Annotated in this window: 23 protein-coding genes; 17 read left to right on the top strand and 6 right to left on the bottom strand. The window is 56.3% G+C overall.

Features of this window, described 5'->3' with window-relative positions; genetic code table 11:
• Positions 1-3: 3 nt before the first annotated feature.
• From RVM24_RS09620 to RVM24_RS09555, 14 genes are all read left to right on the top strand, one after another.
• Complete coding sequence (locus RVM24_RS09620; RefSeq protein WP_431475304.1) at positions 4-1,956, top strand: polysaccharide biosynthesis protein; 1,953 nt, start codon at positions 4-6, stop codon at positions 1,954-1,956.
• A gap of 305 nt (positions 1,957-2,261) precedes the next feature.
• Positions 2,262-3,710 carry an MBL fold metallo-hydrolase gene (locus tag RVM24_RS09615; RefSeq protein WP_431475303.1) on the top strand — a complete coding sequence of 483 codons (1,449 nt, stop codon included), beginning with the start codon at positions 2,262-2,264 and terminating at the stop codon, positions 3,708-3,710.
• A 27-nt stretch (positions 3,711-3,737) separates the two neighbouring features.
• Entirely contained in the window at positions 3,738-3,995 is a 258-nt protein-coding gene (locus tag RVM24_RS09610) for a DUF4258 domain-containing protein (RefSeq protein WP_082780652.1), read from the top strand.
• Positions 3,996-3,999: 4 nt separating this feature from the next.
• Positions 4,000-4,191: a DUF2283 domain-containing protein gene (locus RVM24_RS09605; protein ID WP_061333745.1), complete on the top strand. Its 192-nt coding sequence runs from the start codon at positions 4,000-4,002 to the stop codon at positions 4,189-4,191.
• Positions 4,192-4,325: 134 nt separating this feature from the next.
• Positions 4,326-4,598, top strand: a complete 273-nt coding sequence (locus RVM24_RS09600; RefSeq protein ID WP_374787790.1) for an XRE family transcriptional regulator — start codon at positions 4,326-4,328, stop codon at positions 4,596-4,598.
• Positions 4,595-5,878 (top strand): type II toxin-antitoxin system HipA family toxin, encoded by a 1,284-nt coding sequence (locus tag RVM24_RS09595; protein WP_431475302.1) that lies wholly within the window; start codon positions 4,595-4,597, stop codon positions 5,876-5,878. Before RVM24_RS09600 ends, RVM24_RS09595 begins: the two co-directional genes overlap by 4 nt.
• A gap of 69 nt (positions 5,879-5,947) precedes the next feature.
• Positions 5,948-7,210: a Vi polysaccharide biosynthesis UDP-N-acetylglucosamine C-6 dehydrogenase TviB gene (tviB, locus tag RVM24_RS09590; RefSeq protein WP_431475301.1), complete on the top strand. Its 1,263-nt coding sequence runs from the start codon at positions 5,948-5,950 to the stop codon at positions 7,208-7,210.
• A 62-nt stretch (positions 7,211-7,272) separates the two neighbouring features.
• Positions 7,273-7,497 (top strand): hypothetical protein, encoded by a 225-nt coding sequence (locus RVM24_RS09585; RefSeq protein WP_230714540.1) that lies wholly within the window; start codon positions 7,273-7,275, stop codon positions 7,495-7,497.
• Positions 7,487-7,870 carry a type II toxin-antitoxin system VapC family toxin gene (locus RVM24_RS09580; RefSeq protein ID WP_431475300.1) on the top strand — a complete coding sequence of 128 codons (384 nt, stop codon included), beginning with the start codon at positions 7,487-7,489 and terminating at the stop codon, positions 7,868-7,870. The genes RVM24_RS09585 and RVM24_RS09580 overlap by 11 nt, the downstream gene beginning before the upstream one ends.
• A 169-nt stretch (positions 7,871-8,039) precedes the next feature.
• A complete protein-coding gene (locus RVM24_RS09575) occupies positions 8,040-8,408 on the top strand; it encodes a histone-like nucleoid-structuring protein, MvaT/MvaU family (RefSeq protein ID WP_058089975.1) in 369 nt (122 codons plus the stop codon).
• 225 nt (positions 8,409-8,633) lie between these two features.
• On the top strand, positions 8,634-8,891 hold the full coding sequence (locus RVM24_RS09570) for a helix-turn-helix domain-containing protein (protein WP_420194181.1): 258 nt from the start codon (positions 8,634-8,636) through the stop codon (positions 8,889-8,891).
• Positions 8,888-10,111 carry a type II toxin-antitoxin system HipA family toxin gene (locus RVM24_RS09565; protein ID WP_431475299.1) on the top strand — a complete coding sequence of 408 codons (1,224 nt, stop codon included), beginning with the start codon at positions 8,888-8,890 and terminating at the stop codon, positions 10,109-10,111. Before RVM24_RS09570 ends, RVM24_RS09565 begins: the two co-directional genes overlap by 4 nt.
• 151 nt (positions 10,112-10,262) lie before the next feature.
• Positions 10,263-12,050 (top strand): alkaline phosphatase D family protein, encoded by a 1,788-nt coding sequence (locus tag RVM24_RS09560; RefSeq protein WP_431475298.1) that lies wholly within the window; start codon positions 10,263-10,265, stop codon positions 12,048-12,050.
• Entirely contained in the window at positions 12,047-14,125 is a 2,079-nt protein-coding gene (locus RVM24_RS09555; RefSeq protein ID WP_431475297.1) for a metallophosphoesterase, read from the top strand. The genes RVM24_RS09560 and RVM24_RS09555 overlap by 4 nt, the downstream gene beginning before the upstream one ends.
• A 61-nt stretch (positions 14,126-14,186) precedes the next feature.
• Here the strand turns inward: RVM24_RS09555 and RVM24_RS09550 are convergent, their stop codons facing one another.
• Positions 14,187-15,143 (bottom strand): GGDEF domain-containing protein, encoded by a 957-nt coding sequence (locus RVM24_RS09550; protein WP_431475296.1) that lies wholly within the window; start codon positions 15,141-15,143, stop codon positions 14,187-14,189.
• 2 nt (positions 15,144-15,145) lie between these two features.
• Positions 15,146-16,174, bottom strand: coding sequence for a response regulator (locus RVM24_RS09545; RefSeq protein ID WP_431475295.1), 1,029 nt, complete (start codon positions 16,172-16,174; stop codon positions 15,146-15,148).
• Positions 16,175-16,544: 370 nt separating this feature from the next.
• Here RVM24_RS09545 and RVM24_RS09540 point away from each other — a divergent pair, with 370 nt between their 5' ends.
• Both RVM24_RS09540 and sbcB read left to right on the top strand, forming a co-directional pair.
• Positions 16,545-17,438: a DUF6160 family protein gene (locus RVM24_RS09540; protein ID WP_431475294.1), complete on the top strand. Its 894-nt coding sequence runs from the start codon at positions 16,545-16,547 to the stop codon at positions 17,436-17,438.
• A 46-nt stretch (positions 17,439-17,484) separates the two neighbouring features.
• The gene (gene sbcB, locus RVM24_RS09535) at positions 17,485-18,933 is read left to right on the top strand and encodes an exodeoxyribonuclease I (protein ID WP_431475293.1); all 1,449 of its coding nucleotides are present in this window, start codon (positions 17,485-17,487) and stop codon (positions 18,931-18,933) included.
• Between the two features lie 62 nt (positions 18,934-18,995).
• On the opposite strand, the gene RVM24_RS09530 is transcribed toward sbcB, so the two are convergent.
• Positions 18,996-20,999, bottom strand: coding sequence for a tetratricopeptide repeat protein (locus tag RVM24_RS09530; protein WP_431475292.1), 2,004 nt, complete (start codon positions 20,997-20,999; stop codon positions 18,996-18,998).
• Between the two features lie 184 nt (positions 21,000-21,183).
• Here RVM24_RS09530 and RVM24_RS09525 point away from each other — a divergent pair, with 184 nt between their 5' ends.
• Positions 21,184-22,584, top strand: coding sequence for a plasmid pRiA4b ORF-3 family protein (locus tag RVM24_RS09525; RefSeq protein ID WP_431475291.1), 1,401 nt, complete (start codon positions 21,184-21,186; stop codon positions 22,582-22,584).
• 59 nt (positions 22,585-22,643) lie between these two features.
• On the opposite strand, the gene RVM24_RS09520 is transcribed toward RVM24_RS09525, so the two are convergent.
• The 3 genes from RVM24_RS09520 to RVM24_RS09510 form a co-directional block, all read right to left on the bottom strand.
• The gene (locus tag RVM24_RS09520) at positions 22,644-23,030 is read right to left on the bottom strand and encodes a type II toxin-antitoxin system VapC family toxin (RefSeq protein ID WP_061333892.1); all 387 of its coding nucleotides are present in this window, start codon (positions 23,028-23,030) and stop codon (positions 22,644-22,646) included.
• Position 23,031: 1 nt separating this feature from the next.
• Positions 23,032-23,271, bottom strand: coding sequence for a type II toxin-antitoxin system Phd/YefM family antitoxin (locus RVM24_RS09515; protein WP_374814277.1), 240 nt, complete (start codon positions 23,269-23,271; stop codon positions 23,032-23,034).
• A gap of 100 nt (positions 23,272-23,371) precedes the next feature.
• Positions 23,372-23,686, bottom strand: a complete 315-nt coding sequence (locus RVM24_RS09510) for a hypothetical protein (protein ID WP_374814275.1) — start codon at positions 23,684-23,686, stop codon at positions 23,372-23,374.
• Between the last annotated feature and the right edge of the window lie 79 nt (positions 23,687-23,765).

The raw sequence follows: 23,765 nt of genomic DNA, 5'->3' as shown, positions 1-23,765 counted from the left end.
CAGGTGAAATCGAATGCTATTGAATCAGTACTGGGGTGGTCTCGACCTGCCAAGCGTTTGGTTTCGGTGGCTGTCGACTTCATCTTGCTGGCTGTCGCGATTTGGGGCGCTTTTGCGCTGCGGTTCGAGACATTCACGTGGATGCCCAATGAGAAACAGCTTCTTGTATCGCTTGCCACGGTGCTGGTTACGATTGGCGCTTTTATCAAGCTCGGATTGTATCGTGCTGTTATTCGATACCTCAGTGAGCACGCCTTCCTGGCAATCATTCTGGGTGTCGCCATTTCCAGTGTTGCTCTGATTGTTTTTGGATTTCTGTTCCAGGCGTTGGTCCCTCGCTCAGTGCCGGTTATATATGGTGCGTTTGCTTTCTTATTGGTAGCGGGTACGCGCTTTACGGTACGTGCGATTGTTCGCCGGCCCAGAGAGAAGGCCAAAAACACAGTTTTAATCGTGGGCGCCGGGCCCAAAGGAATGCAGTTGGCATCCGCCTTGGCTCAAGGCGTTGAATACCGCCCTGTGGGGTTTGTCTCATTGGTTAGCAGCAATCACCGGTCTTTAATTAGTGGGTTGCCGGTCTATTCCGTAGAGCATTTGGAGAAAGCAGTACGAGAGTTGGATGCCTCACGGGCGCTGCTCGCATTAGAGGACGCGGTGCCTGTTAATCGAAAAGAATTGCTCGCCGCGCTTGAGAGGCTGTCTATCCCTGTCCAGACCGTTCCTTCGATGTCGGAGCTGGTAGCTGGGCAGGCACGGATCAACGACATACGCGATTTGGAGATTGAGGACCTGCTGGGGCGTGACCCAGTGCGCCCGGATGCGGCGATCGTTTCCGAGAGCCTTTACGGAAAGTCTGTAATGGTAACTGGGGCGGGTGGATCAATAGGCTCTGAGTTGTGTCGCCAGATTGTGCGCCACAAGCCACGAGTGCTGGTGTTGTTCGAGCAATCCGAGTTTTCTCTGTATGCCATCGAGAGGGAATTGCGCACGATCAGTGATGTTGAGAGCCTGGATGTTTCGGTGCATGCGGTTCTGGGCAGTGTGACGCATCTCAGGCGGTGTGAAGCTGTCATGAAGGCCTTTGGCGTTCAGGCTGTCTATCATGCGGCGGCGTATAAACATGTGCCTCTGGTTGAGCATAATATTATTGAAGGTATCCAGAATAATGTATTCGGTACCTGGCATACGGCAGAGGCGGCCATCTCTGCCGGTGTTGAACGTTTTGTTCTGATCTCTACAGATAAGGCTGTGCGGCCTACTAATGTGATGGGGGCCAGCAAACGAATGGCGGAGTTGGTGCTGCAAGGCTTGTCTCAACGCCAGAGCAAAACTGTGTTTTCAATGGTGCGTTTTGGTAATGTGCTTGGATCATCAGGGTCGGTCGTTCCTTTGTTCAGAGACCAGATTCGGGACGGCGGGCCAGTAACGGTGACGCATCCGGATATCATTCGCTATTTCATGACCATTCCGGAAGCGAGCCAGTTGGTGCTGCAGGCCGGGAGCATGGGGCGCGGTGGTGAGGTATTTGTGTTGGATATGGGAGAGCCGGTCAAGATTGCTGATCTCGCTAGAAAGATGATTCACCTGATGGGGTTGGAAGAAAAATCGGATGATAACCCCGCAGGGGATATAGAAATTGTTTACACGGGATTGCGCCCGGGTGAGAAACTCTATGAGGAGCTTCTTATTGGTGATAATCCACAAGGTACTTCACATCCCCGTATTATGATGGCCCGGGAGGTTTCTTTGCCTTGGGCCAATGTCGAAGACCTTTTGAACAAGTTTACTCGAGCGAGCCAGGCGTTCGACTGCCGGGCTGTGGTAGAGCTGTTGAAAGAAGGCCGAACTGCATACGAACCGAATGGTGATGTTGCCGATCTTGTTTGGTGCAACAACGGTGACCTGCCCACCTCGCCGGCACTGGATGCCGGTGGAAAAGTGCTTCAGTTGAAATGACTCGGAGTTGCCCCCCAAGTAATTGATAGGACGACAAGGATGTTGCCATGATCAAAATTCTTCACCACGGCGCCGTGAATGGCGTAACGGGCTCGTGCCACGAACTCCGAATGTCGCAGGCTACAAAAGGCTCTCAGTCTACAAAGGGGGCTGACCTCTCGGGGCTGCACCAAACACCGCCGGCTACAAAGGGGTCTGACCCTTTGGGGTCAGACCCCACCCTTCTGCCAGAGGTTAACTCCAAACCTGGTGCGATTGGGGTCAGTCCCCAAGGGGACAGACCCCGTAGCGGGCCCCGTGAGCCAGTGGCAAACTCCCCCGCCGGCATATTGATAGACTGCGGCCTATTCCAGGGCCAGGAAGAATCCCGAGGCTCCTCCGCCGCCGATCTCGCCATCGATTTCCCTATCGACCACATTCGCGCCCTGGTGGTTACCCACGTTCACATCGACCACGTGGGCCGCATTCCCTACCTGCTTGCCGCCGGCTTTGACGGCCCCATCATTTGCTCCGAACCCTCCGCCATCATGCTCCCGGAAATCCTGGAAGATGCCCTGAAGATTGGCTTCACCCGGGATCGAGGTTTGATTAACCGTGTTTTGGGGCTGATCCGGGCGAGGGTGGTGCCGCTGCCGTATGGCCGCTGGCATTCGGTGTTTGAGGAGGAAGTGGGGAGTTTGAAGGTGCGCCTGCAGAGGGCAGGGCATATTCTGGGTTCGGCTTATGTGGAGTGTGATGTAGTGTCTGGCACGGCGGCTGAGCGTATTGTGTTCAGCGGTGATCTCGGCGCGCCCCATTCCCCGTTGCTGCCGGAGCCCGCGCCCCCGGAGCGTGCTGATCGCCTGGTGATTGAGAGTACTTACGGCGATAAGAACCACGAAGACCGGGAAACGCGGCGTTATCGGCTGAAGGCGGTTCTGGAGCATGCGTTGGAGGATGGCGGTACGGTGTTGATACCGGCGTTCAGTATTGGCCGTACTCAGGAGCTTTTGTATGAGATCGAAGGGCTGATTGCGGAGTTTGGAGATAAAGAAATTCCGCAGGCTACAAAGGGGTCTGACCCCTTGGGGTCGGACCCCACCCTTCTGCCAGCGACTGACTCCAGGCTTGGTGCGTTTGGGGTCAGTCCCCAAGGGGACAGACCCCGTAGCGAGTCTCTGACCTGGAGCAACCTCGAAATCGTCGTCGACTCCCCCCTGGCCGCCGAGTTCACCAAAATCTACCGAGACCTCAAACCCTTCTGGGATGAAGAAGCCCGTGCCCTGGTGGCAGCGGGCCGCCATCCGCTTTCCTTCGAGCAGCTTACCGTCATCAATTCCCACGAAGACCACCTCAACGCTGTGGAATACCTGGCCAAATCTCACCGCCCCTGCGTGGTGATTGCAGGTTCCGGTATGTGCGCCGGCGGCAGGGTGGTAAATTATCTGAAAGCGATGCTGGGCGATGCACGCAACGATGTGTTGTTTGTGGGTTACCAGGCTGCAGGCACTCCGGGCCGCAACATTCTGACCTACGGCCCTCGCGGCGGTTGGGTAGAGCTGGATGGCGAACGCTACGACATCCGCGCCCAGGTGCACACCGTAGGTGGCTATTCCGCCCACGCCGGGCAGGAGGATTTGCTGCGCTTTGTGGAGGGCATTCCACAACCGCCCAGCGAGATTCGGATTGTGCATGGGGATGAGGCGGCGAAGCGGGCTTTACAGGGGAAGTTGCAGAAGGTGGTGCCTGAGGCTGAGGTGTTGATTCCTGGGTAAATGTTGGTTCAAGGATGAAAACTCGATATGTATTCGAAACGATTCGCCAAGGAAGTGCAGATTACTCGGCATGCTGCTCAGCGCATGCAGTCACGTGCTATCAGTGAGAGGGAGTTGTCTTTATTGATAGAAGAAGGGCAAACTCGATTCAAAGATAGTAAGCGGTTCTGGATAGCTCATTTTTTTGAGGAACGCTGTGACAATCTGTTATGTGTACCAGTGGTTCATGAAAAAGATTTGCTGGTAGTAAAAACTGTAATGCACCATTTTTCCTGGGAGGGTTAATGATATGCGTACCGTTTATGATGAATCGGAAGATATTCTGACAATCCATCTCAGCGATAAGGCGATTGCGAAAGAGGTTTCCCAGGACTGGAACACTCATATCAGCTATGCGGAAGATGGATCGATTGTAGAGATTGTGGTTCTTGATGCCAAAGAGAGTGGTGCTTGGCCGCTCATAACCACCCGCGCGGCGTGAAATTGTAAATTTGGGGTCAGACCCCAGAACATTTGACCGATCAAAATGTCTTGGGGTCTGACCCCAAATATGAATAGATACTAATGTGTCCAGTTTGGTATAATTAATCGGTTTTTGGATATGGGGGTGTCTCTGTGAATCTGGTTTCAGGGCGGGATGTACAGGTTGCCTTGGCGGCGTACGTGCAGGAGCGGCGGAAGGCCTTGAAGTGGTCGCGGGCGGCGCTGGCGGAGCGCAGTACTGTGCCGGCACCGACCATCAAGAAATTTGAAACCACGGGGCAGATTTCATTACGGCAGTTTTTACTGTTGTGGCAGTGCGTGGATGATCTTCATCGGTTACAGGATTTGACGAGCGCGGAGCAAAAGCCTATGCCGCGTTCACTGGATGAGGTGCTTGCCCAGTGAGCTTTGCCCCGGTTCGCCAGTTAGCGGTTTGGCGCACGTTCAGCGATGGGCAGCGGGCCCTGGTTGGTGGCCTGGCGCAGAACCGGCAAGGCGTATTCTTTCAGTACGATGCAGATTACCTGGCCAGGTTCAGCCCGTTGTCGCCCTTTGCATTGAAGTGGGATGCGACGGTGCAGCTGGCTCCCCGTGATCCCCATGGCGGGCTGCCGGGGGTGTTCGCGGATTCTCTGCCTGATGGCTGGGGGTTACTGTTGATGGACCGGGTGTTTCGTCAGCAGGGTATCCTGCCAGCTCAGGTAACGCCGATGGACAGGCTGGCTTTTGTGGGCGCTACGGGCACCGGTGCACTGAGTTATACGCCGGTGGCGGAATTTGCGCCGGTAGCGGATGACAAGCTGATTGAAACAGCAGAGCTTGGGCTTCAGGCGCAGGCCGTATTCGACGGGCAAACGACGGATGTGTTGGCCGAACTGGTTGCCGCCGGAAGCTCCGCAGGTGCGCGGCCCAAGGCGCAACTGTATTTTGCTGAAGGGGAGTACGGCGTGTGTCGCACTCGGCCCATCGCTGGTGATGAAGCCTGGCTGGTTAAGTTTACCTCTGCCAATCTGCCACTAGGCCATGAAGAAGGGTTGTGTGAGGCGGTTTATCTATCATTGGCAGAACGCGCGGGATTGCAGCCTCCCCGCTGGCAGTTGCTGCCGGCTCCCGAGGCATCGGGCGCCAGGGCCTGGTTAGCGGTTGAGCGATTTGACCGGGTGTGGCGCCCAGAGGATGTGCCCGGTTGCGTTCATTTGCACAGTGCCTGCGGTTTGCTGGATGCGGACTTCCGGGCGCCCAGCCTGGATTACGAGGATTTGATCAAGGCCAGTGGCCAGTTATGTCGTGGCGTTAACGCGGCGCAGCTGCAGTTCTTGCGCGCAGTGTTTAATTTGTTCGCAGTAAACCAGGACGATCACAGCAAGAACTGGGCGTTTCTGCAAAGCGATGATGGCGATTGGCAGCCTGCACCGTTCTATGACGTGACCTTCAGCCCCGGCCGGTTTGGCGAACACAGCACGGCTTATGCCGGGTTTGGCAAGAAACCACCGTTGAAGGCCATGCAAAAGCTGGCCGCTGAGGCAGGCTTTGCCAGCTGGGTACAGGCGAGGCAGGGAATAGAGCGGGTACTGGATGCCTTGGCCGGTTTCTCCGCCACGGCGAAGGCGCTGGGCGTGAGCGCCGAGACGACCCGGCTTATCCAGCAGCAGCTTGATCAAGCCTATCAGCAGAACATCAAATAATGGGGTCAGACCCCAGAACATTTGACCGATCAAAATGTCTTGGGGTCTGACCCCAAAATTGGAGGATTCATGAAGAAGATCGCAGTGGTAGGTCTTGGCTATGTGGGCTTGCCTTTGGCCGCGGCCTTCGGTGAGAAGCGCGAGGTGGTCGGTTTTGATATCAACAGCAAGCGCATTGCCGAGCTGAAGGATGGGGTGGATTTTACCCGTGAGGTGTCTGCGGATGAGTTGGCGGCGGCGAAGCATTTGTCGTTTACGGATTCGCTGGAGGGCATTGCCGATTGCCAGATCTACATTGTGACGGTGCCTACGCCCATTGATGAATACAAAAGCCCGGACCTGACGCCGCTGGTGAAGGCCAGCGAGAGTGTGGGCAAGGTGTTGAAGAAGGGCGACATCGTGATTTACGAGTCCACGGTGTTTCCGGGTGCCACCGAAGAGGTGTGCGTGCCGGTGCTGGAGGAGCTGTCTGGCCTGGTGTTCAACCAGGATTTCTTCGCCGGTTACAGCCCTGAGCGGATCAACCCGGGTGACAAAGAGCACCGGATAACAACGATCATGAAAGTGACGTCCGGCTCTACGCCGGAAATTGCCGAGGAAGTGGATGCCTTATACGCGGATATCATCACCGCCGGCACCCACAAGGCCAGTTCCATTAAGGTGGCGGAAGCCGCCAAGGTGATTGAAAACACCCAGCGGGATCTGAACATTGCATTGATGAATGAGTTGTCGATGATCTTTGCTCGTTTGAAGATCGACACCAATGAAGTATTGGCCGCCGCCGGAACTAAATGGAACTTCCTGCCTTTCAAACCCGGCCTGGTAGGCGGGCATTGTATTGGGGTAGACCCGTATTATCTGACCCATAAAGCCCAGGCCATTGGCTATAACCCGGAGATTATTCTTGCCGGGCGCCGGGTGAATGACAATATGGGGCCTTATGCTGCTTCGGCCCTGGTGAAGGCAATGATTAAAAAAGGCCACACCATTGCCGATTCCCGTATTTTGATTATGGGCTTTACCTTTAAAGAAAATTGCCCGGATTTGCGCAATACCCGTGTGATTGATGTGGTGCGCGAACTTCAGGATTATGGCTGCCAGGTGGATGTTACCGATTGCTGGGCAGATAATGCCGAAGCAGAGCATGAATATGGTATTTCATTGGTACCAGAGCCGGCGAAAGGAAACTATGACGCTGTCTTGCTGGCCGTTCCGCACAGGGAATACGCGGCTTTGAATGCGGATGAATTACGTGGTTATACCAATGGCAACGGTGTGCTGTTTGATTTGAAAGGTATATTGCCGTTGGGGCATGCAGACTTGCGGCTGTAATCGGTGTTCGGATCGGATACCTGATATAGTTGTCTGACGGCTATTTGTTGAGGAGTGTAGCGATGTACGCTATCGAATTTGAAGCAGACATCAAGAATGGCATGGTTAAAATTCCATCAGAGTACACGCAACTGGAAGACAGTCACGCTCGGATTCTTGTAATGGTTAGTGACCAGGCATCGTTGGCTATTGAGAAGTCCTCGCTGGATTTCAGTAATGTTGATATTCAGGCATTCAAGGAAAAGGATGCCGTGGTCATGCAGAGGGAAATGAGGGATGAGTGGTAGATACCTGCTGGATACCAACGCCATTATTTATGCACTTGGTCGCAATTTAAAATTGCCCCCAGCGCACTATGCAGTTTCAGTAATAACTAAAATGGAGCTGTTGTCTTGGCCGGCACTGACGGCTAATGATGAGGTGAAGTTGCGTGAGGTCATAGAGCGGATCACAGTTGTGCAATTGCTTCCTGCGATTCAGGAAACGGCAATTAAGATTCGCAGGAACACATTGCTCAAACTCCCGGATGCAATAATTTCGTCAACCGCCATAAAGGGAGACTTTGTTCTGGTGACTGATGATGAGAAGCTTTCGAGCCGTCATGTCGGAACTGCAATTTCATTGAACGAGCTCATCGCAGTTGCGTCCGACCAAGTGTGAGTGTTGATGAACTCGACAAAATAAAAGCCCGGCATTGTTGTCGGGCTTTTTTATTAATTGGCTGTAAGCGTTTTATTTTGCCAATGTGTGAATTGTTTATTATGATTGTTCGCGACTTCTCGTCATATTCAATGTTTTATTAAAACCCATCGAATAAGGTTATATTTCCATGGCAAAGATTAACGATTACTACCAGAAGAAACAGCTGATGGAAAAGCTGGCCGCTGAGCTGGAACAGCTCGAGAAGGACCAGGCACTGAAAGGCGAACTGGAATTTGAAAACAAGGTTCGCGCTTTGATGAAGGAATATGACAAATCTCCCAAGGATGTTCTGCAGATTCTGGCGGCGATTGACCCCTCGATTGCTGGCGCCAAAGCGGATGCTTCAACCGGTACCCGCGCCAAGCGCCCGATGAAAACCTACAAGAACCCGCACACCGGTGAAGTGGTTAAAACCCGTGGCGGTAATCACAAGACTCTGAATGAGTGGCGTGAAAAGCACGGTAAGGAAGCTGTTCAGAGCTGGCAGCAGGATTGATTAGATAGGGCTGCTGAGGTTTGGTGGCCCTATTAAGCTTGCGCACCTTGGTTTGAGTTGGTGCGTTTGGGGTCAGTCCCGTGGGGACAGACCCCACCCTTCTGTCAGAGTCAATCTCCATAGTCACGTATTTCAGTTCCCTGTCCATTGCGAAAGCCCTCTCGCCATATCGTGAATATACGCTACAATCTATAAGATATTCGTTGAAATGTAGAGTATATCCACATGACCCTTCTCGAACTTGGTCCGTTTATCAGAAAAGAGCGCAAACGCGCAGGCTTATCCATGCAGGCTTTGTCTGACATGGCGGGCGTTGACCGGACAACCCTGTCGAAACTGGAGAATCAGCACCTCCCTGAAATGGGTTATGCCAAACTGGAACGGGTACTTGCTGTTCTTGGGTTGGAGTTTTCGGTGCGTGTTATGGGGGGATTGCCTACGTTAAAAGACCTTCAGAGAGATAATGAACGGGGCCTGGAATGACTTCTGTTCGCCGGGCAAGGGTAGAGGTATCTGGCAGTGTTGTGGGTGACTTGTCTTCGCCAGAGCGGCCGGAGCCATCGGTTTTTGTGTATCGCCAAGGTGTGCTCGAGCAGTCCGCGGTGTCGGTGACCATGCCGGTGAGTGAGGCGTCTTATGCATTCGACGGTGTGCATCCGATCTTTGCCCAGAATCTGCCAGAGGGCTATTTGGGCGACATCATCAGAAAGCATGTCGCCAAGCTTTATGGCTCCGGGGATCTGGCGGTGCTGGCAACACTGGGTCGGCATCAGGTTGGTCGAGTGGTCGTGACAACTGATGATTTTGCAGGGATGGGTGATGAGCACCAAGGCGAATCGTTGGGCGGATTGCTGGCTGCCAAGGACGACTCTTTGTTTGAGGAACTCGTTGAAAAGTACGCCCTTCGTTCAGGCGTTTCCGGCGTGCAACCGAAGGTTTTGGTGCCGGCCTCTATCTCTGAAAAATCGACGCTTCGCACCGAAGGCTACATTGTAAAGACTTGGGGCGATGACTATCCGCAATTGGCAGCCAATGAATACTTTTGCATGACTGTGGCTCGGGAGTTCGGGTTGCCGGTACCGGATTTCTATCTTTCTGATAATGGCCGGTTGTTCATCATGTCTCGTTTTGACCGGCGGCCGGATGGCTCTTGGTTGGGTTTTGAAGATGCCTGTGTTCTGCAAGGATTGCTGCCTGAGGATAAGTATTCTGGTAGTTATGAGAAGCTGGCTAAAACATTATCGCTATTTCTCTCCCCGCAACACCGCCGTGAAGGCTTGCGCTGGTTATTCAGGTCTGTACTGCTCTCATGGGCCGTACGCAATGGAGATGCCCATCTGAAGAACTTTGGCTTGTTGTATTGCGAGCCGTTTGGTGAACGCTGGTTGGCACCCACCTACGACATTGTTTCTACCACTCCCTACCTGAAGCGTGATGTACCTGCGCTGACCCTGTCTGGCCGGAAGGTATGGTGGCCTTTGAGTTACTTGAAAAACTTCGCCCGCCAATCCTGTGGCCTGACAACGGCTGAGGTAAGCACAGATCTTGAGTTACTGGCGCAAAAACTCACTGAGATTGCCGGCCAGATAGACTCGTACACAACCAAGACACCCGCCTTCACTCAGGTAGGCACCACCATGTCCCAAACCTTCCGCGCAAGCAGCCACGAAATCACTTTTGGGGTCAGACCCCAAGACATTTGACCACCCGAAATGTCCTGGGGTCTGACCCCAAAGTTGGAGCGTGTCCTTCGGATTTATTCAGGAAATATTCAGCATAGAGTGCTCTATGCAATAATTTTGCAACGATCGCTCCATAAAATCCTGGCCTGAATAGAGCTTCTGGGTGAAAACAATGAAACGTCGATCTTTCCTGGCATCGTCGCTGGCGCTGCCGGCTTTCTCTTTGGTGGGGTGTGGTGATTCTGGTTCTTCGGGGGAGTTGCCTGCCGGGCCAGGGCCTGGCTCCGGGGGTAACGGTCAGCCTGGTAATCAGGCGGTCGGGTTCTTTGAGCATGGGGTTGCCTCTGGCGATCCGCTGGATGACCGGGTCATCCTTTGGACGCGGGTGACACCGGCGCTGCCTACGGAAACCTCGGTGCCGGTTCAGGTGTTGGTCAGCCGTCAGCCGGATCTTTCGCAGCCTCAGGTGTTTACCGCAACTGCTGAGGCAGATTCTGATTTCTGCGTGAAGGTGGATGCCACTGGCCTGGCCAGCGACACCTGGTATTACTACGCCTTCCGTTGCGGCCCTAATGTTTCTCCGGTTGGGCGTACCCGCACTTTCCCGGCGCCGGACCAACGTGTGCGGCGGGCCCGGTTTGCCACGGTTTCCTGTTCCAACCTGCCGTATGGCCACTTTTCTGTTTATAACGCTCTGGCGAAGGTGGATGAGCGGGATCTGGATTTTGTCCTGCACCTGGGTGACTACCTCTATGAGTACGAGCCGGGCACATACGATGATCCCGCTGCTGTGCCGAATCGTGTTCATGAGCCGGCGAATGAAATCCTTTCCTTGTCCGATTACCGCGTGCGCCACGGCCAGTACAAGCGAGACCCCGATTTGCAGGCGGTGCATCAGCAATACCCGATGATCTGCATCTGGGACGACCACGAGATTGCCAATGACGCCTACATGGATGGCGCGGAGAACCACGACCCGGCCACGGAAGGGGATTGGGAAACCCGCAAGCAGGCAGCCATTCGCGCCTACTTTGAGTGGATGCCGGTGCGGGACTTTGGTGCAGACAGTCAACGGCTGTGGCGTCGGTTCCGGTATGGCGATCTGATTGATTTGTGGATGCTGGATACCCGGATCGAAGGCCGGGATGCCCAGGTGTCTTTACCTTTCGGCCCTGAACGCACAGACCCGGACAGAAAGCTGATCAGCGATGCCCAGATGAACTGGCTGACGGACGGCCTGACCAGCTCAGGCAGTTTATGGAAGATGATTGGCCAGCAGGTGATGTTCGGGCAGCTGAATCTGGCGGAGTTGCCCCAGCCGGAACTGATCTCCGAACAGCTGCCTTACGGCACCACCCAACAGGGCCTGAATATGGACCAATGGGATGGTTACACCGCAAGCCGCACCCGCATTCTGGACGCCATCGAGCAGAACAATGTGGAGAACGTGGTGGTGTTCACCGGTGATATTCATACCTCCTGGGCCAATGAGATCTATCGGAACCCGGCGTCTGTGGTGGGTGACTTGTTTGCGCCGGAAGCGCTGGCGGTGGAGTTTGTGTGCCCGTCGGTAACTTCGCCGGGCTTTCCGGCAGGCTTGGCGGAGTTGGCTGCGGTCGCGGTGCGCACCACCAACCCGCACGTGAAGTACGCCGAGCTGCAAACCCGAGGGTTTATTCTGATGGATGTGGACCGGTTCGGCGCCCAGGCGGAGTTTCATTATGTGGCGTCGATTGCCGATGAAACCCGCAAAGGCGAGCTGGACACCGGCAAGCGAAAACTGGTGAAAGTCGCTGCCAAACAGCCTGGCCAACGGTATCGCCTGATCACAGACAACCTTACCCCATCCCGCCCCAGAACCACGCAAACCAGCCTGCTGGCGCCGGCTGCCACGCCTGAACATCAACAGGAACTGGCGGCTGTGATGGGCGCCGTTCATTCCCTGGAGTCTGTTGTATGAACGCTAAATTGAAGTTGATCGCCCTTTTGGTGGTGCCACTCACCCTGGCTGCCTGTGGCGGTTCCGGCGATGACGAGGCCGAGTCCACCACGCCGGGTACTCAACCCGATGTGACTGCGCCGGGTGACGAGGATGGTGCTCGTGCGGTGGCCTCAACCCAGTTTATCGCCATGGGCGATTCCGGCTCCGGCAGCCCCGGCCAGTATGCGGTGGGCGAGGCCATGGCGCAGGTTTGCGAGCTTAAGTCTGCAGAAGCAGGCCCCTGCGAGTTTGTGCTGGGGTTTGGCGACAATATCTATGAAGACGGAGCCACATCGGTAGACGACATTCAGTTTATCGAGAAGTTTGAAAAGCCGTTTGAGCCCATGGGGGAGCGCCCGTTTTATATGGTACTGGGTAACCACGACAACACCGGCTATGTGGGTGGCGATGGCGCCAACAACAGCCGGGGCGATGTTCAGGTGGATTACCACTACGAGGGCAACAGCCCCCGCTGGCGCATGCCTGCCCGCTACTATGCGTTCAATAGCGGCGAAATACCCACCGCATTGATGCCGAAAACCCGGGAAGGTAAACCGCTGTTGACGGTGGTGTCGCTGGATTCCAACCCGATTGCCTCGCTGGTAGCAGACGCGGATTCCCGGTTTACCTGGCAAAACTACGGCATGACCCAACTGATGTGGGCCCAGGACGAGCTGATCTCGTCGCAGGCTCTGTTTAACATCGCCATGGCCCATCACCCGTATCTGTCCAATGGCTTGCACGGCAACGCAGGCAACTATGATTTCATTCCCTCGTACATTCTGCCGGTGATCTCCGGCCAGCGCTGGAAGGATTTTCTGGAAGAGGGGGTGTGCGACTACGCCGATTTCATCATGACCGGGCACGATCACGATCTGCAATTGCTGGAACCGGTGGAAAGCTGTGGTCGAACTCGCTTTTTGGTGAGCGGCGCCGCCGGCAAAACCCGCTCCCTGCAGGATGAAAGCCGAAACCAGGCCATGTACCAGGCCGGCGATACCTACGGCTTTTTCTGGGTGCAGGCGATGGAAAGCAACCCGGCCACGGGCGCGCCTGCACAAATGTGCTTTGAGGCCTACACCGTAGACCCGGAGCTGGAAGGCTTTGGTGTGCTGGGTGCTGATGGTGGGCTTACCCCGGCCTACAGCCAGTGCCTGGAAAAGGTCGGGCCAATGAACATCGCCCGGGGCAAGGATTTCTCCGGCTCGCCGGTTTCCCTGCCGGTGCCCCTGGCTGGCGGTGCGGGCTTTGACGGCAACTTCACGGGCCCGTTAGAGCTGTTCCGGGAGGAGCTGGTCAGTGGTCTGAATACCCTGAATATGGTCAATCCGAACGCTGAAACCCAGCAAGCCGTTGCCCAGCTGATCAACGGGCTGGATACTCTGCTGGTGACGCTGGATGCGGCGGCGTCATCCGTCTCTGAAGCCGGCTCTCCGGAGGATATGGCTCAAGCTACGTTGGCGGTACAAGCGGCCGCCGAGCGTTTGCAGGCTATTGATACCTCCGAACTGCCAGCCCCCTTTGACCGCCTGGGTGCGGCGTTTGAAGCCTTCGGCCTTGGTTTTGGGGGTGAGGGCGATGAGAGCTCTGGCCAGGGGTTGTCGGAAGACACCGCATTTCTGCTGGGGCCGGTCGTACAGCTGGTGATTAATCTGGAGAACATTCTGGATGCCATGGATCAGCAGGCCGAGCCAGCGCCAGTGCTGCAGGGTGTCACTAGCTTGTTGGCGACCACTTTGCGAGGCGTGGGTGGCACGTTGGAGGAAGTTTCCAAACTCGACAGCTCCGCCGCTTCTGATGCGCTGATCGGTTCAATCAACGCTGCGTTGAATACTCTGGTGTTGGAAGTGCTGCTGCTTGAGGAAGCGCCGGACTCCATCAACCAGAACGCCACCCTGCCCACCAACTTCCTGTCGGATACCTTGGCCACCGTAGCGCGTGAAGTCACTGAACAACTGGACCGAAACGCCCTGACCACCACCGACAGCCTGCTGGGCCGGCTGCTGTCGCCGATAACCGGAGCCATCACCGGCCTCATCGACCGCCTCTTTTAAGTTGGGGTCAGACCCCAAGACATTTGGTGGAGCCAAATGTTCGGGGGTCTGACCCCAAAAATCACTCCCCAACAACAACCTTATTCCGCCCACTCTCCTTGGCCGCATACAGCGCCTCATCCGCCTTCTGCATCCACTGCATATAGTTCTCAGGCTCGTCGGTGAGTTGGGCAATGCCCATGCTGATGGTGTAGGTGATGTTACCGGCGCTGGTCTCCACGGTGCTTTTTTCGATGCTTTCGCGGATGCGTTCGCAGAGGAGGCGGGCGTTCTCGGCGTCGGTTTCCGGCAGGATGATGCCGAATTCTTCGCCACCGTAGCGGCCGGCGCTGTCGGATTGGCGGATGTTATTGCGGGTGGCCTGGGCGGTGTGGCGGATGACCTCGTCGCCCGCCAGGTGGCCGTAGTTATCGTTGACCGGTTTGAAGTGGTCGATGTCGAACATCACCAGGGTGGTGGCCTGGCCGTAGCGGCGATAGCGTTCGTATTCCGCGTCTACCAGGTTTTCCCAGGTGCCACGGTTGAGCAGGCCGGTCAGGCGGTCTGTCATGCTCAGTTTGGCAAGCTGTTCGTTGGCCCGCTCCAGGGCCCGCTTGCTACTGGCGAATTCGGTCACGTCGTAAATCAGCAGGCAGATCTTGTCGACCTCACCGTTGGTGCCGGTTAGCGGGCTGATGGTGAGGTTCTGGAACATGTACTCTTCGGTGCCAGTGATGGGCCGGGTGTTCCGGAATTTGAACAGGTAGGGGCGCTGCTCCCAGGAGGTGAACGCCCGGGTGTTGAGCATGGCGACGGCATCGACTTTGCGGGTAAGCCATGCTTGCGGGATGTCCGGAAACACGTCGAACAGGACTTTGTTCTGGATCTGGCTGCCGGTAATGCCGCTGTGATGCTCCATAAAGCCATTCCATGCCTGTACGCGGAAATCGAGGTCCAGCACCACGAGGCCAACCTCGACCGATTCGAGCATGTCTACCAGCCAGTGAAAGGCGTCTGCTTCCGGGTTCTGAAAGGCCATGGTCAATCCACCAGGTATTCTAGGCGTTTTTCAAGGAAGGGCACCGAGTCTTCGGTGAGCAGTATCAGCATATCGCAATGAATATCGCGGTTTTCGATGGCGTAGCTGATTTCAATACAAAGAAGTTGTTCTTCCCGCTTGCTGTGGTGTTCCAGCAGTTCGTTGATGGGGCGATGTTGGCCCAGAACGCTGGGATGGCCCAGGCCAAGTTTCAGATCCAGCTGATCGCCAATGCCGTTCAGGAAAGCGCCGAACAGGATGCTGGACATGTCCATTAGCACTTCCACGTTAACGGCTTCGCCCTCGACCACATCGTAATGCAGCAGTTCCGCCATTTCCTGAAAGCTGGCGTCTTCGAACAACAGCAGTGCCTCGCCCGCAAGACCGGCGCCGGTAAATCCCTGGCACACGGCGGAGTAAGCTTCGCCTTGCTGGGCAGCGGAAATGGCCATGTGGAGTTCGGAATTGGCGATAAACGCCACTTTCGGGATCGGCTGCTTTACGAACACCCTGAGTAGCCGTGCCAGGAGGTCAGACGAGCGGCCCATGGATACATTGGCGATCTCCTGCAGGTAGTCGTTCAGGCTGACGGAGATTTCCCGGGCTTTGCTGACGGTGCTGCGCAGGGAGGAGTCCTTCAGCGCTGCAGTTTCCAGTTCGCCGGGGCGATAAAAACCGTACTCCTCGAGCAATCTGGTAACAAGGCCGGTGTCTGTGGGCTTTTTGATGAAGTCGATGGCGCCCAGTTTGCGAACGCGCTCTCGGGCTTCCGGCTGGATGTCGCCGGACACCACAATGGTCAGCACCGGCAGATCTTCTTTGCGGATGTGCTCCAGAACCTGGTAGCCATCCATTTCTGGCATGTTGAGGTCCAGAAACAGCAATTCAGCCTTGCGCTCGCGCAGAATCTGCAGGGCCTCTTCACCGTTGGTGGCGAACAGGATGTCGTCCGCCAGGCCGTCGGGAAGGGCGCGGGCCATTTGCTTGCGGGCGAGGGCAGAGTCGTCGCAAATCAGGATGTGGGTAGACATCGGTGGTTGATCAGTGCCATGGGTAAAGTGATTCAGTATAGCAGTGCCGGATGATATGTATCTATAGGCTACATCATTGATTTCCGGTCCGCTGGTTATTGTTTCTTCCGTGCTGTGGGCAGGTGAGGATAAGTGTAATCCTGTGATGGCGATCATGCTTAACGAGGAAATGACATCTACGTAATGAGTGAATGTGATTTTGGTCACTCTATGTACGCGCGGGCCTCCGTTATAGTTCGGTGACGGTCAAAAAGACACATAACGTTACAAAGAATAACGTGGCCGTATGCCAGCACCGAAATAACAAAATCAGCGGGCGGCATGAGTCGGCGTCGGAAACTGACTCACAAAAACAATCAGAGACACTAATATGAAGACGCAAGCGTATGGATACGCTGCCCTTGCCACGTTCTGCCTGGGTATTTCGCCCGTTGCCCAGGCCGATCTTAAGCCCATTTCAGATGATGCAATGGGTGAGGTGACCGGGCAGGCCTTTATGCAGATAGAAAACATTGCCGGCGAAAACCATGACTTCACCCGGATGACCCTGGGTATGGACGTGGAAACGCGAGTCAATGTGGATGGTATTCAGGTGGGCCAGATTGATGGCGGCACCGATTTTTCAGCAAGCCACCTGGCGTTGGGGCATATCGCCCGTGCCAACGGCGAAGTATTCAATGGCCGAACCTATAATGAAGGCGAGGTTATTCCCTTTGAGGCCCAGCGGCCTTATATCGAGCTGGCTGAGGATGCCCAGGGCCTGGCGGGTTTCCGTTTGGGGTTCCAGCAGGCGCGGGGTTCGGTGTCTTCTCATACCACCAGTTTCAGTGGTGACTTGCCGGGGCTGAAGGTGCGGGAGGAAGTGTCTGGCACCATTTACGATACTGCATTGTTTGCCGGTGAGGGTGAAACAGCCACGAATTACCGCGCATCCCACATTGGTATTGTGCCCAATGGCGATGAGCCCTTGTCCTGTGTTTCTGGCGTGAACTGCGCGCCGCTCACCAACCTGCGCTCCATCATTGTAGGTGACGAAGGTGCGGCAGAGGGCGAGGTAGCCTTCACCGATGGCTTCTTCATCGGGTTCCAGCGTGATGAGAATGTGGCCTGGCAAAGCCTGGATGGCGCCAACACCATCAGCGTGGGTAAGGGGGTGTTCATTAACCTGCCTACGAATATGACAGTGGACTTGAGCCAGTTAACGGGTGAGGGTGTAGACCGGTTGCGGACTCATCAGGTGGATATGGGGACGAAGTTGTTTTGAATTTTGGTAGACTCCTGCCATTGATCCGTTTGGCAGGAGTGCTCCCTTGATCCGTTCTTTCTACTGGCACGATTACGAAACCTTCGGTGTGGACCCGGTTCATGACCGCCCCTCCCAGTTCGCCGGCGTTCGCACCGATGCCGATCTGAACGTGATCGAAGATCCGCTGGTGATCTACTGCAAACCCACAGACGATTACCTACCATCTCCCGAAGCCTGCCTGATTACCGGCATTACCCCGCAGAAAGCGCTGGAAGACGGCTTTCCGGAAGCGGAATTCATCGCCCAGATCAACGAAGCCTTCAGCCAGCCCGGCACCTGTGCCGTGGGCTACAACAGCCTGCGGTTTGACGATGAAGTCACCCGCCACACCCTGTACCGAAACCTGCGCGATCCCTATGCGCGGGAATGGCAGAACGGTAACTCCCGCTGGGACATCATCGACATGGTGCGACTGACCTACGCCCTGCGCCCGGAAGGCATCAACTGGCCGAAGAAAGAAGACGGCAGCCCCAGCTTCAAGCTGGAGGAATTGACGGTGGCTAACGGCATTGCCCACGAGGCTGCCCACGATGCCATGTCTGACGTGCTGGCCACCATCGCCGTGGCCAAACTGATCAAAGAAAAGCAGCCCAAGCTGTTTGAGTTTGTGCTGAACAACAAAGACAAGCACTCCGCCCGGCAAATGCTGGACACCGCCGCCATGAAACCGGTGTTCCACATTTCCGCCAAGTACCCGGCTACCCGCGGATGCTGTGCCCTGGTGGCGCCGGTGGCAGAAAGTCTGAGCAACAAGAACCAGGTGATTGTGTACGACTTGCGGGAAGACCCCTCCGAGCTTATCAGTGCGACAGTGGAGCAGATTCGCGAGCGGGTATTTACGTCACAGGCGGAGCTGGGTGAGGGCGTAAGCCGTTTTCCCTTGAAAGGTGTGCAACTGAACAAGTGCCCGGTGCTGGCCCCGGCTAACATGCTGTCAACCCTGTCGCCGGAACGGCTGGCGGAACTGGAGCTCGACGGTGATGTATTGCGCGCCAACCTCGCCAAGCTGCGCCAAGCGCCAGACCTGCCAGGCCGCATCGCTCAAGCCTTCGAGCAGGATTTCGCCGGCAGCGACCTGACCGACCCGGACGAACAACTCTACGCCGGTGGCTTCATCAGCAAAATTGATCGGGAGAAACTGAACTGGCTGTTAACCCAGCCGGCAGATACCCTGGGCGAGCAAGACGTGAGCTTCGAAGACGCACGCCTGCCAGACATGCTATTCCGCTACCGCGCCCGGAATTACCCGGGCACTCTGAGCGGCGAAGAAATGGAACGCTGGGAAGAATTCCGCAGCCAACGCCTGATGCACCCCAAGAAAGGCTGGCGCTCCCTCGAAGAGTACGGCCGCATCCTGCAAAAGCTCGCCGCCGACCCGGAGCTCACGCCCAGGAACCAGCAAATCCTCGAAGACCTCCACCTCTACGGCGAATCCCTCATCCCCTACATGTGAAATTGGGGTCAGACCCCAAGACATTTGATGCTGCCAAATGTCCGGGGGTCTGACCCCAACTTTTATCTCCGGCGTTGGAAGTAGACGCTGAGGTTCTGGCCCATGAGGCTTTGCACTTCGCTGCCCAGGGCCTCGGCCTGGATTTGGCGTTGTACCGGGGCGGTGGCCAGGCTGTGGCCGTCTTCGTCCCGGGCTTTGACGAGTTTCCATTCCACTTCGTTACTGACCAGTGCCAGCAGTTCTTTGAGCTGGGCGGCGTCTTGTGGGCGGAACCAGCGGTCGCGGCAGCCGCCGAGGCTGTAGAAGTCGTCGTCTTTCAGCAGGTTGGCCCATACCGCGTCTTGTTTGTTAGCCAGTACCATACGGCGTAGCTGGCGCAGGCTGGTGCGGGTGGGTTGCAGTTGGTGTTCTGCAATCAGTCGGCGGATTTGTTTGTCGCCGGCGGTTTGCTCGGCCATGCTGGTGTGCATGTGAACGACAGCACCACTGATGGAGGCGCTATTGATGAGCGCTGCCAGGGAAAGTTCCGTCATGGCCGGTGAAGGCAGGCGGCCTACTTCCACCCAATGGACCTGATGGCCATCGGCCACGAAGCGCTGGGCGATGGACCAGGGCCAGAACACGATGTTATCCATGTTCAGGGTTTGCGCCATGCGGGTGGCCTTGGCGATGTTGGCCAGGGATTCGTCCACCGCGATTACCTCTACATCGTCCAGGTACTGCGCCAGTTCCATGGCGCGCTGGCCGGACTGGGCGCCGCACACCAGAATGCGCAGGGTGGCGGGCAGGTTGCCTGTATTCAGGCCAAGTTCCTGGGCCATCACGGCTTTCAGGCTGGTTTCGGTGCGGTAGGCCAGCTGGCTCCAGGCGGGCCAGGCTTGCGGCACGTCGGTTTTGGCCAGGCAGAGCTCTTCCGCTTTTTCGTCAAAATTCTGTTTGATGGCTTCTTCTTCGGCGCGGCTGTAATAGCTGGCGGCCATCATCGGCTGCATGGCCAGGGGCCAGTCCACCAGGTTCCATTGCCCCAGTTGGATGGCAAAGCTTTGATGGAACAGGGCACCGTACATGGCGCTGATCATCAGCGAGCCAATCAGGGCCTCTTGCGGTTCGCGCACGGCGAATTGCGCCACGATGCTGTCGTTGATCGTGGTCGCCAGGCGCTCTTCATCGTCTTCGGCGGCCAGGGCGTAACCGGTGCGGTCTGCGTATTCGGCAATGGCCAGGCACAGGGGCTGCAGTTCATCCCGCAGGCTGGCGGTTTGCGCCACTTCCGCCATGATCGCCCGGCGCAGCATCACCACCAGTTCTTCCACGGCGGCGTTGGGCATCAGGGTTTTCTGCAGGGCCAGAATCAGCAGTTCGTCTTCAGCGGCAGCATCCAGGAAGACCTCGGCATTCGGGTTATCCAGATCGTACTGCTGCTGAATGATGGCGCCGACGAATCGGCCGATTTCCTGGTGCGGCAGGCCGTCTTTGCGGAGCAGGGCGATGGCATCTTGCGCCAGGTCGGTGTCTGCCTTGTGAATCTGCAGGTGCTGCGCGCAGGTTAGCATGCCGGAATAGACCGAATCCCAGCGGGAACCGGTTTGCAGCAGTTTGCGGTAATGCAGGTAGGCCACATCGAATTGCCCCTGCAAGCGCTTGGCGTGGGCGACACCGCAGAAAGCGGCGGCGGATTGCCGGTCGCATTCCAACGCCCGCAGGAAGTACTCCTCCGCCAGGGCCGGCCGTTCACTCTTCAGCGCCCAGTAACCCAGGTTGCAGTACTGCTGTGCTTGCCCGGGCTGGCTGTTCAGGCTGGCATTGAACAGCGCATGGGCTTTCTCCAACTGGCCATCGTCCATCTCCACCCGGCCCAACAGGCCAAGGGCCGCCGCGCTTTCCGGCTCCAACGCCAGCGCCTGGTCCAGGTACTCCCGGCATTCAAACCGCGCCTTCAGCCGCTGCACATAGGAAAGCCCGTTACTGTTGGACTCCCCATACGCCAGATTCGCCTGCAAAACCAACCGCGCCGCCTGCGCCTGAACCGAGCGGGGAAGATGAGCATTGTGATGTTGTACGTGCATGGAACACCTCGTTACCAGCCATGATTCGATGCGGCAAAGGTCTGCAGTTTTTTGACGGTTTGCCGTGCTTTGAGGGAGGTGTTGCGAAAGGTGTGCCAGTTTGGTGTTTGAATTTGGGGTCAGACCCCAATACATTTGCAGCCTCGAAATGTCTTGGGGTCTGACCCCAAAAATAGGAGCGGTTATGGGTGCGCAGGGTAAAGGTGTTTATCAGGTTAAGGTCACGCTTTCTGGCATCAGGCCGCCTATCTGGCGAAGGTTGCTGATCTCGCCGGAGGCGACGTTTCAGGATTTACACCGGATTATTCAGATTGCCATGGGGTGGCGGGCGTCGCATCTGCATTTGTTTCAGGCGGCGGATGGACGGCTGATTGGCGACCCGGCGGAGGATGAAGACGACATGATGGGGTTTCTGGATGAAACCCGCTTGCGGGTGGGCAGTGTTCTGACGCGGGAAGGCCAGGCCATCAAATATGAGTATGATTTTGGCGATAGTTGGGAACACCAGGTGAAGCTGGAGAAGATTCTGCCCGCAGGCGATGAAGGGCAATTGCCCCTCTGCATAAAAGCCGCCCGCCAGTGCCCGCCGGAGGATGTGGGTGGGGTGCATGGCTACTATGAGTTTTTGGATGCAATGCATGACCCCGCGCACCCGGAACACGAGGGTGTGAAGGAGTGGTGGGATGGGGAGTTTGATCCCGAGTTTGTGAACCTGGAGGAGATCAATCAGCTGCTTCCAGAGCGGGATGCCCTGTTTGCTGAGAGCGACGTTGATGCGCTGCCGCCTGCTGATTTCTGTGGACTGAGCCCAAGCCAGATGCATGAGCTGCTGCAGAGCCCGCTGCATTGCCCGTCTGTGTTCAAGCCGCTGATCAATGAAAAAACGGTTGATCAGGAACTGGATACTGCACCCATCCTTCAGATGGCAAAGGTACTGGTTAATGAGCTTGGCGAGAAGGGCATTCGCCTGACCGGCAAAGGTAACCTGCCGCTCAAGCAGGTGAAGGCTATGATTGAGGCCGCCGGCGAGGAGGTTGTGGTGCCGTTTGCCGGGTACGGTTCCGTGCGTTCCGAGGAAGACATTCTTGGCGTGCAGCTTACCCGTGTGCTATTGGAGTTGGCCGGCTACACCCGAAAGGAAAAGGGCCGCCTGCTGCTGAAGAAAGCCGCCGCCAAACGCCTCGATACCAAAGGTTGGCTAACCCTGTACCAGGACATGCTGGCCGCTGCGTTCTCAGAATTCAACTGGGCCTGGATGGACCATTACGACGGGCTGGACGATATCCAAACCGTCGGCCCCTTCTTCTTGTGGTTGCTGGCAGATAAAGGGGGCGACTGGTTGCCGGTTGATGGCTACATTAACGACATGCTGGCGGCCTTCCCGCAATTGCCCCTTTCAGCGCTCCCGCGGCCGTATGCCAGCGAAGAACAACAAACCCGCTGGGCACTGGATTCCAGGGTAATCCGCCTGCTCCGGCTGTTGGGGTTGATTGAGTTGAACCCGGAGCGAGTGCTGTTCCGCGAGGAGGCTGAGCAACGGCTTCGGAGAACGGCTTTGTTTGAGGAGTTGTTTGCTAAGGCTTAGGGTGGGGTCAGACCCCCGGACATTTGATGGGGTGAAATGTCTTGGGGTCTGACCCCAAATTAGATTCGGCGAACGGGGCCGGGATAACGCGCGACCAGATCATCGGCCGTCAGCAACAGGAAGCCCTCTGTCTCGGCCTGGGCAACGAGAATTCTGTCGAATGGGTCTTTGTGAATTTCCGGCAGGTGGCTAACGGCCAAGGTGTGCAGTGACGAAATTGCCAATTCTGTATAGCCATTATCAACCAGTCCGCGCCGGAGCAGATGTGGGTCAACATGAAAGTCTGGCCGCCCCAGGCCATTTTTGATGACGACTTCCCAGATACTGGCGGCGCTGAAGTACAGCCTGTTATTTTCGTTACTGATCATGGCTGCCGCTTCGGGCGATAACTTATTTGGCTCCGCTGCGGCCCAGAGCAGTAGGTGAGTGTCCAGAAGAAGGTTCATGTCACCCTCCGAACAACTCGGTTATTTCGTCTTGCCCCATCCGATCAAAGTCGTCCGGTACTTTGAATTCGCCCGCCAAGAAACCCAATCGTCTCTGTTGGCTCTCATCAGGAGAATCGTAGGCGGTTACCCTGGCAACAGGCTTGCCCGCCTTTGCAATTATGAAAGCTTCGCCTTTGGCGGCGCGGGCGACCAGTTGTGACAGCCGGGTTTTTGCCTCGTGCATGTTGATGGATTCCATGTAGCCCTCCTTCGGTGCTGCTTAGTTCAATTGACTTAGTTTAGCGCGTGGGGTCGTTATTGGCTAATGGTAGCTAGGATGAGGCAAGCGAAATTTGGGGTCAGACCCCAGTACATTTGATGGGGTGAAATGTCTTGGGGTCTGACCCCAAAAGTACATGGGCTTTCTCCAGTTGGCCCAGCAGGCCAAGGGCTGCCGCGTTTTCCGGCTCCAGCGCCAGCGCCTGGTCCAGGTACTCCCGACATTCAAACCGCGCCTTTAGCCGCTGCACATAGGAAAGCCCGTTACTGTTGGACTCCCCAAACGCCAGATTCGCCTGCAAAATCAACCGCGCCGCCTGCGCCTGAACCGAGCGGGGAAGATGAGCATTGTATTGTGATGTTGTACGCGCATGGAACACCTCGTTACCAGCCATGATTCGATGCGGCAAAGGTCTGCAGTTTTTTGACGGTTTGCCGTGCTTTAAGGAAGGTGTGCCAGTTTTGGGGCTAGGG

Origin of the sequence: Marinobacter sp. KM021 (assembly GCF_050707965.1) — a bacterium.
Taxonomy (GTDB): Bacteria; Pseudomonadota; Gammaproteobacteria; order Pseudomonadales; family Oleiphilaceae; genus Marinobacter; species Marinobacter shengliensis.
This window is presented reverse-complemented; position numbering and strand designations above follow the sequence as displayed.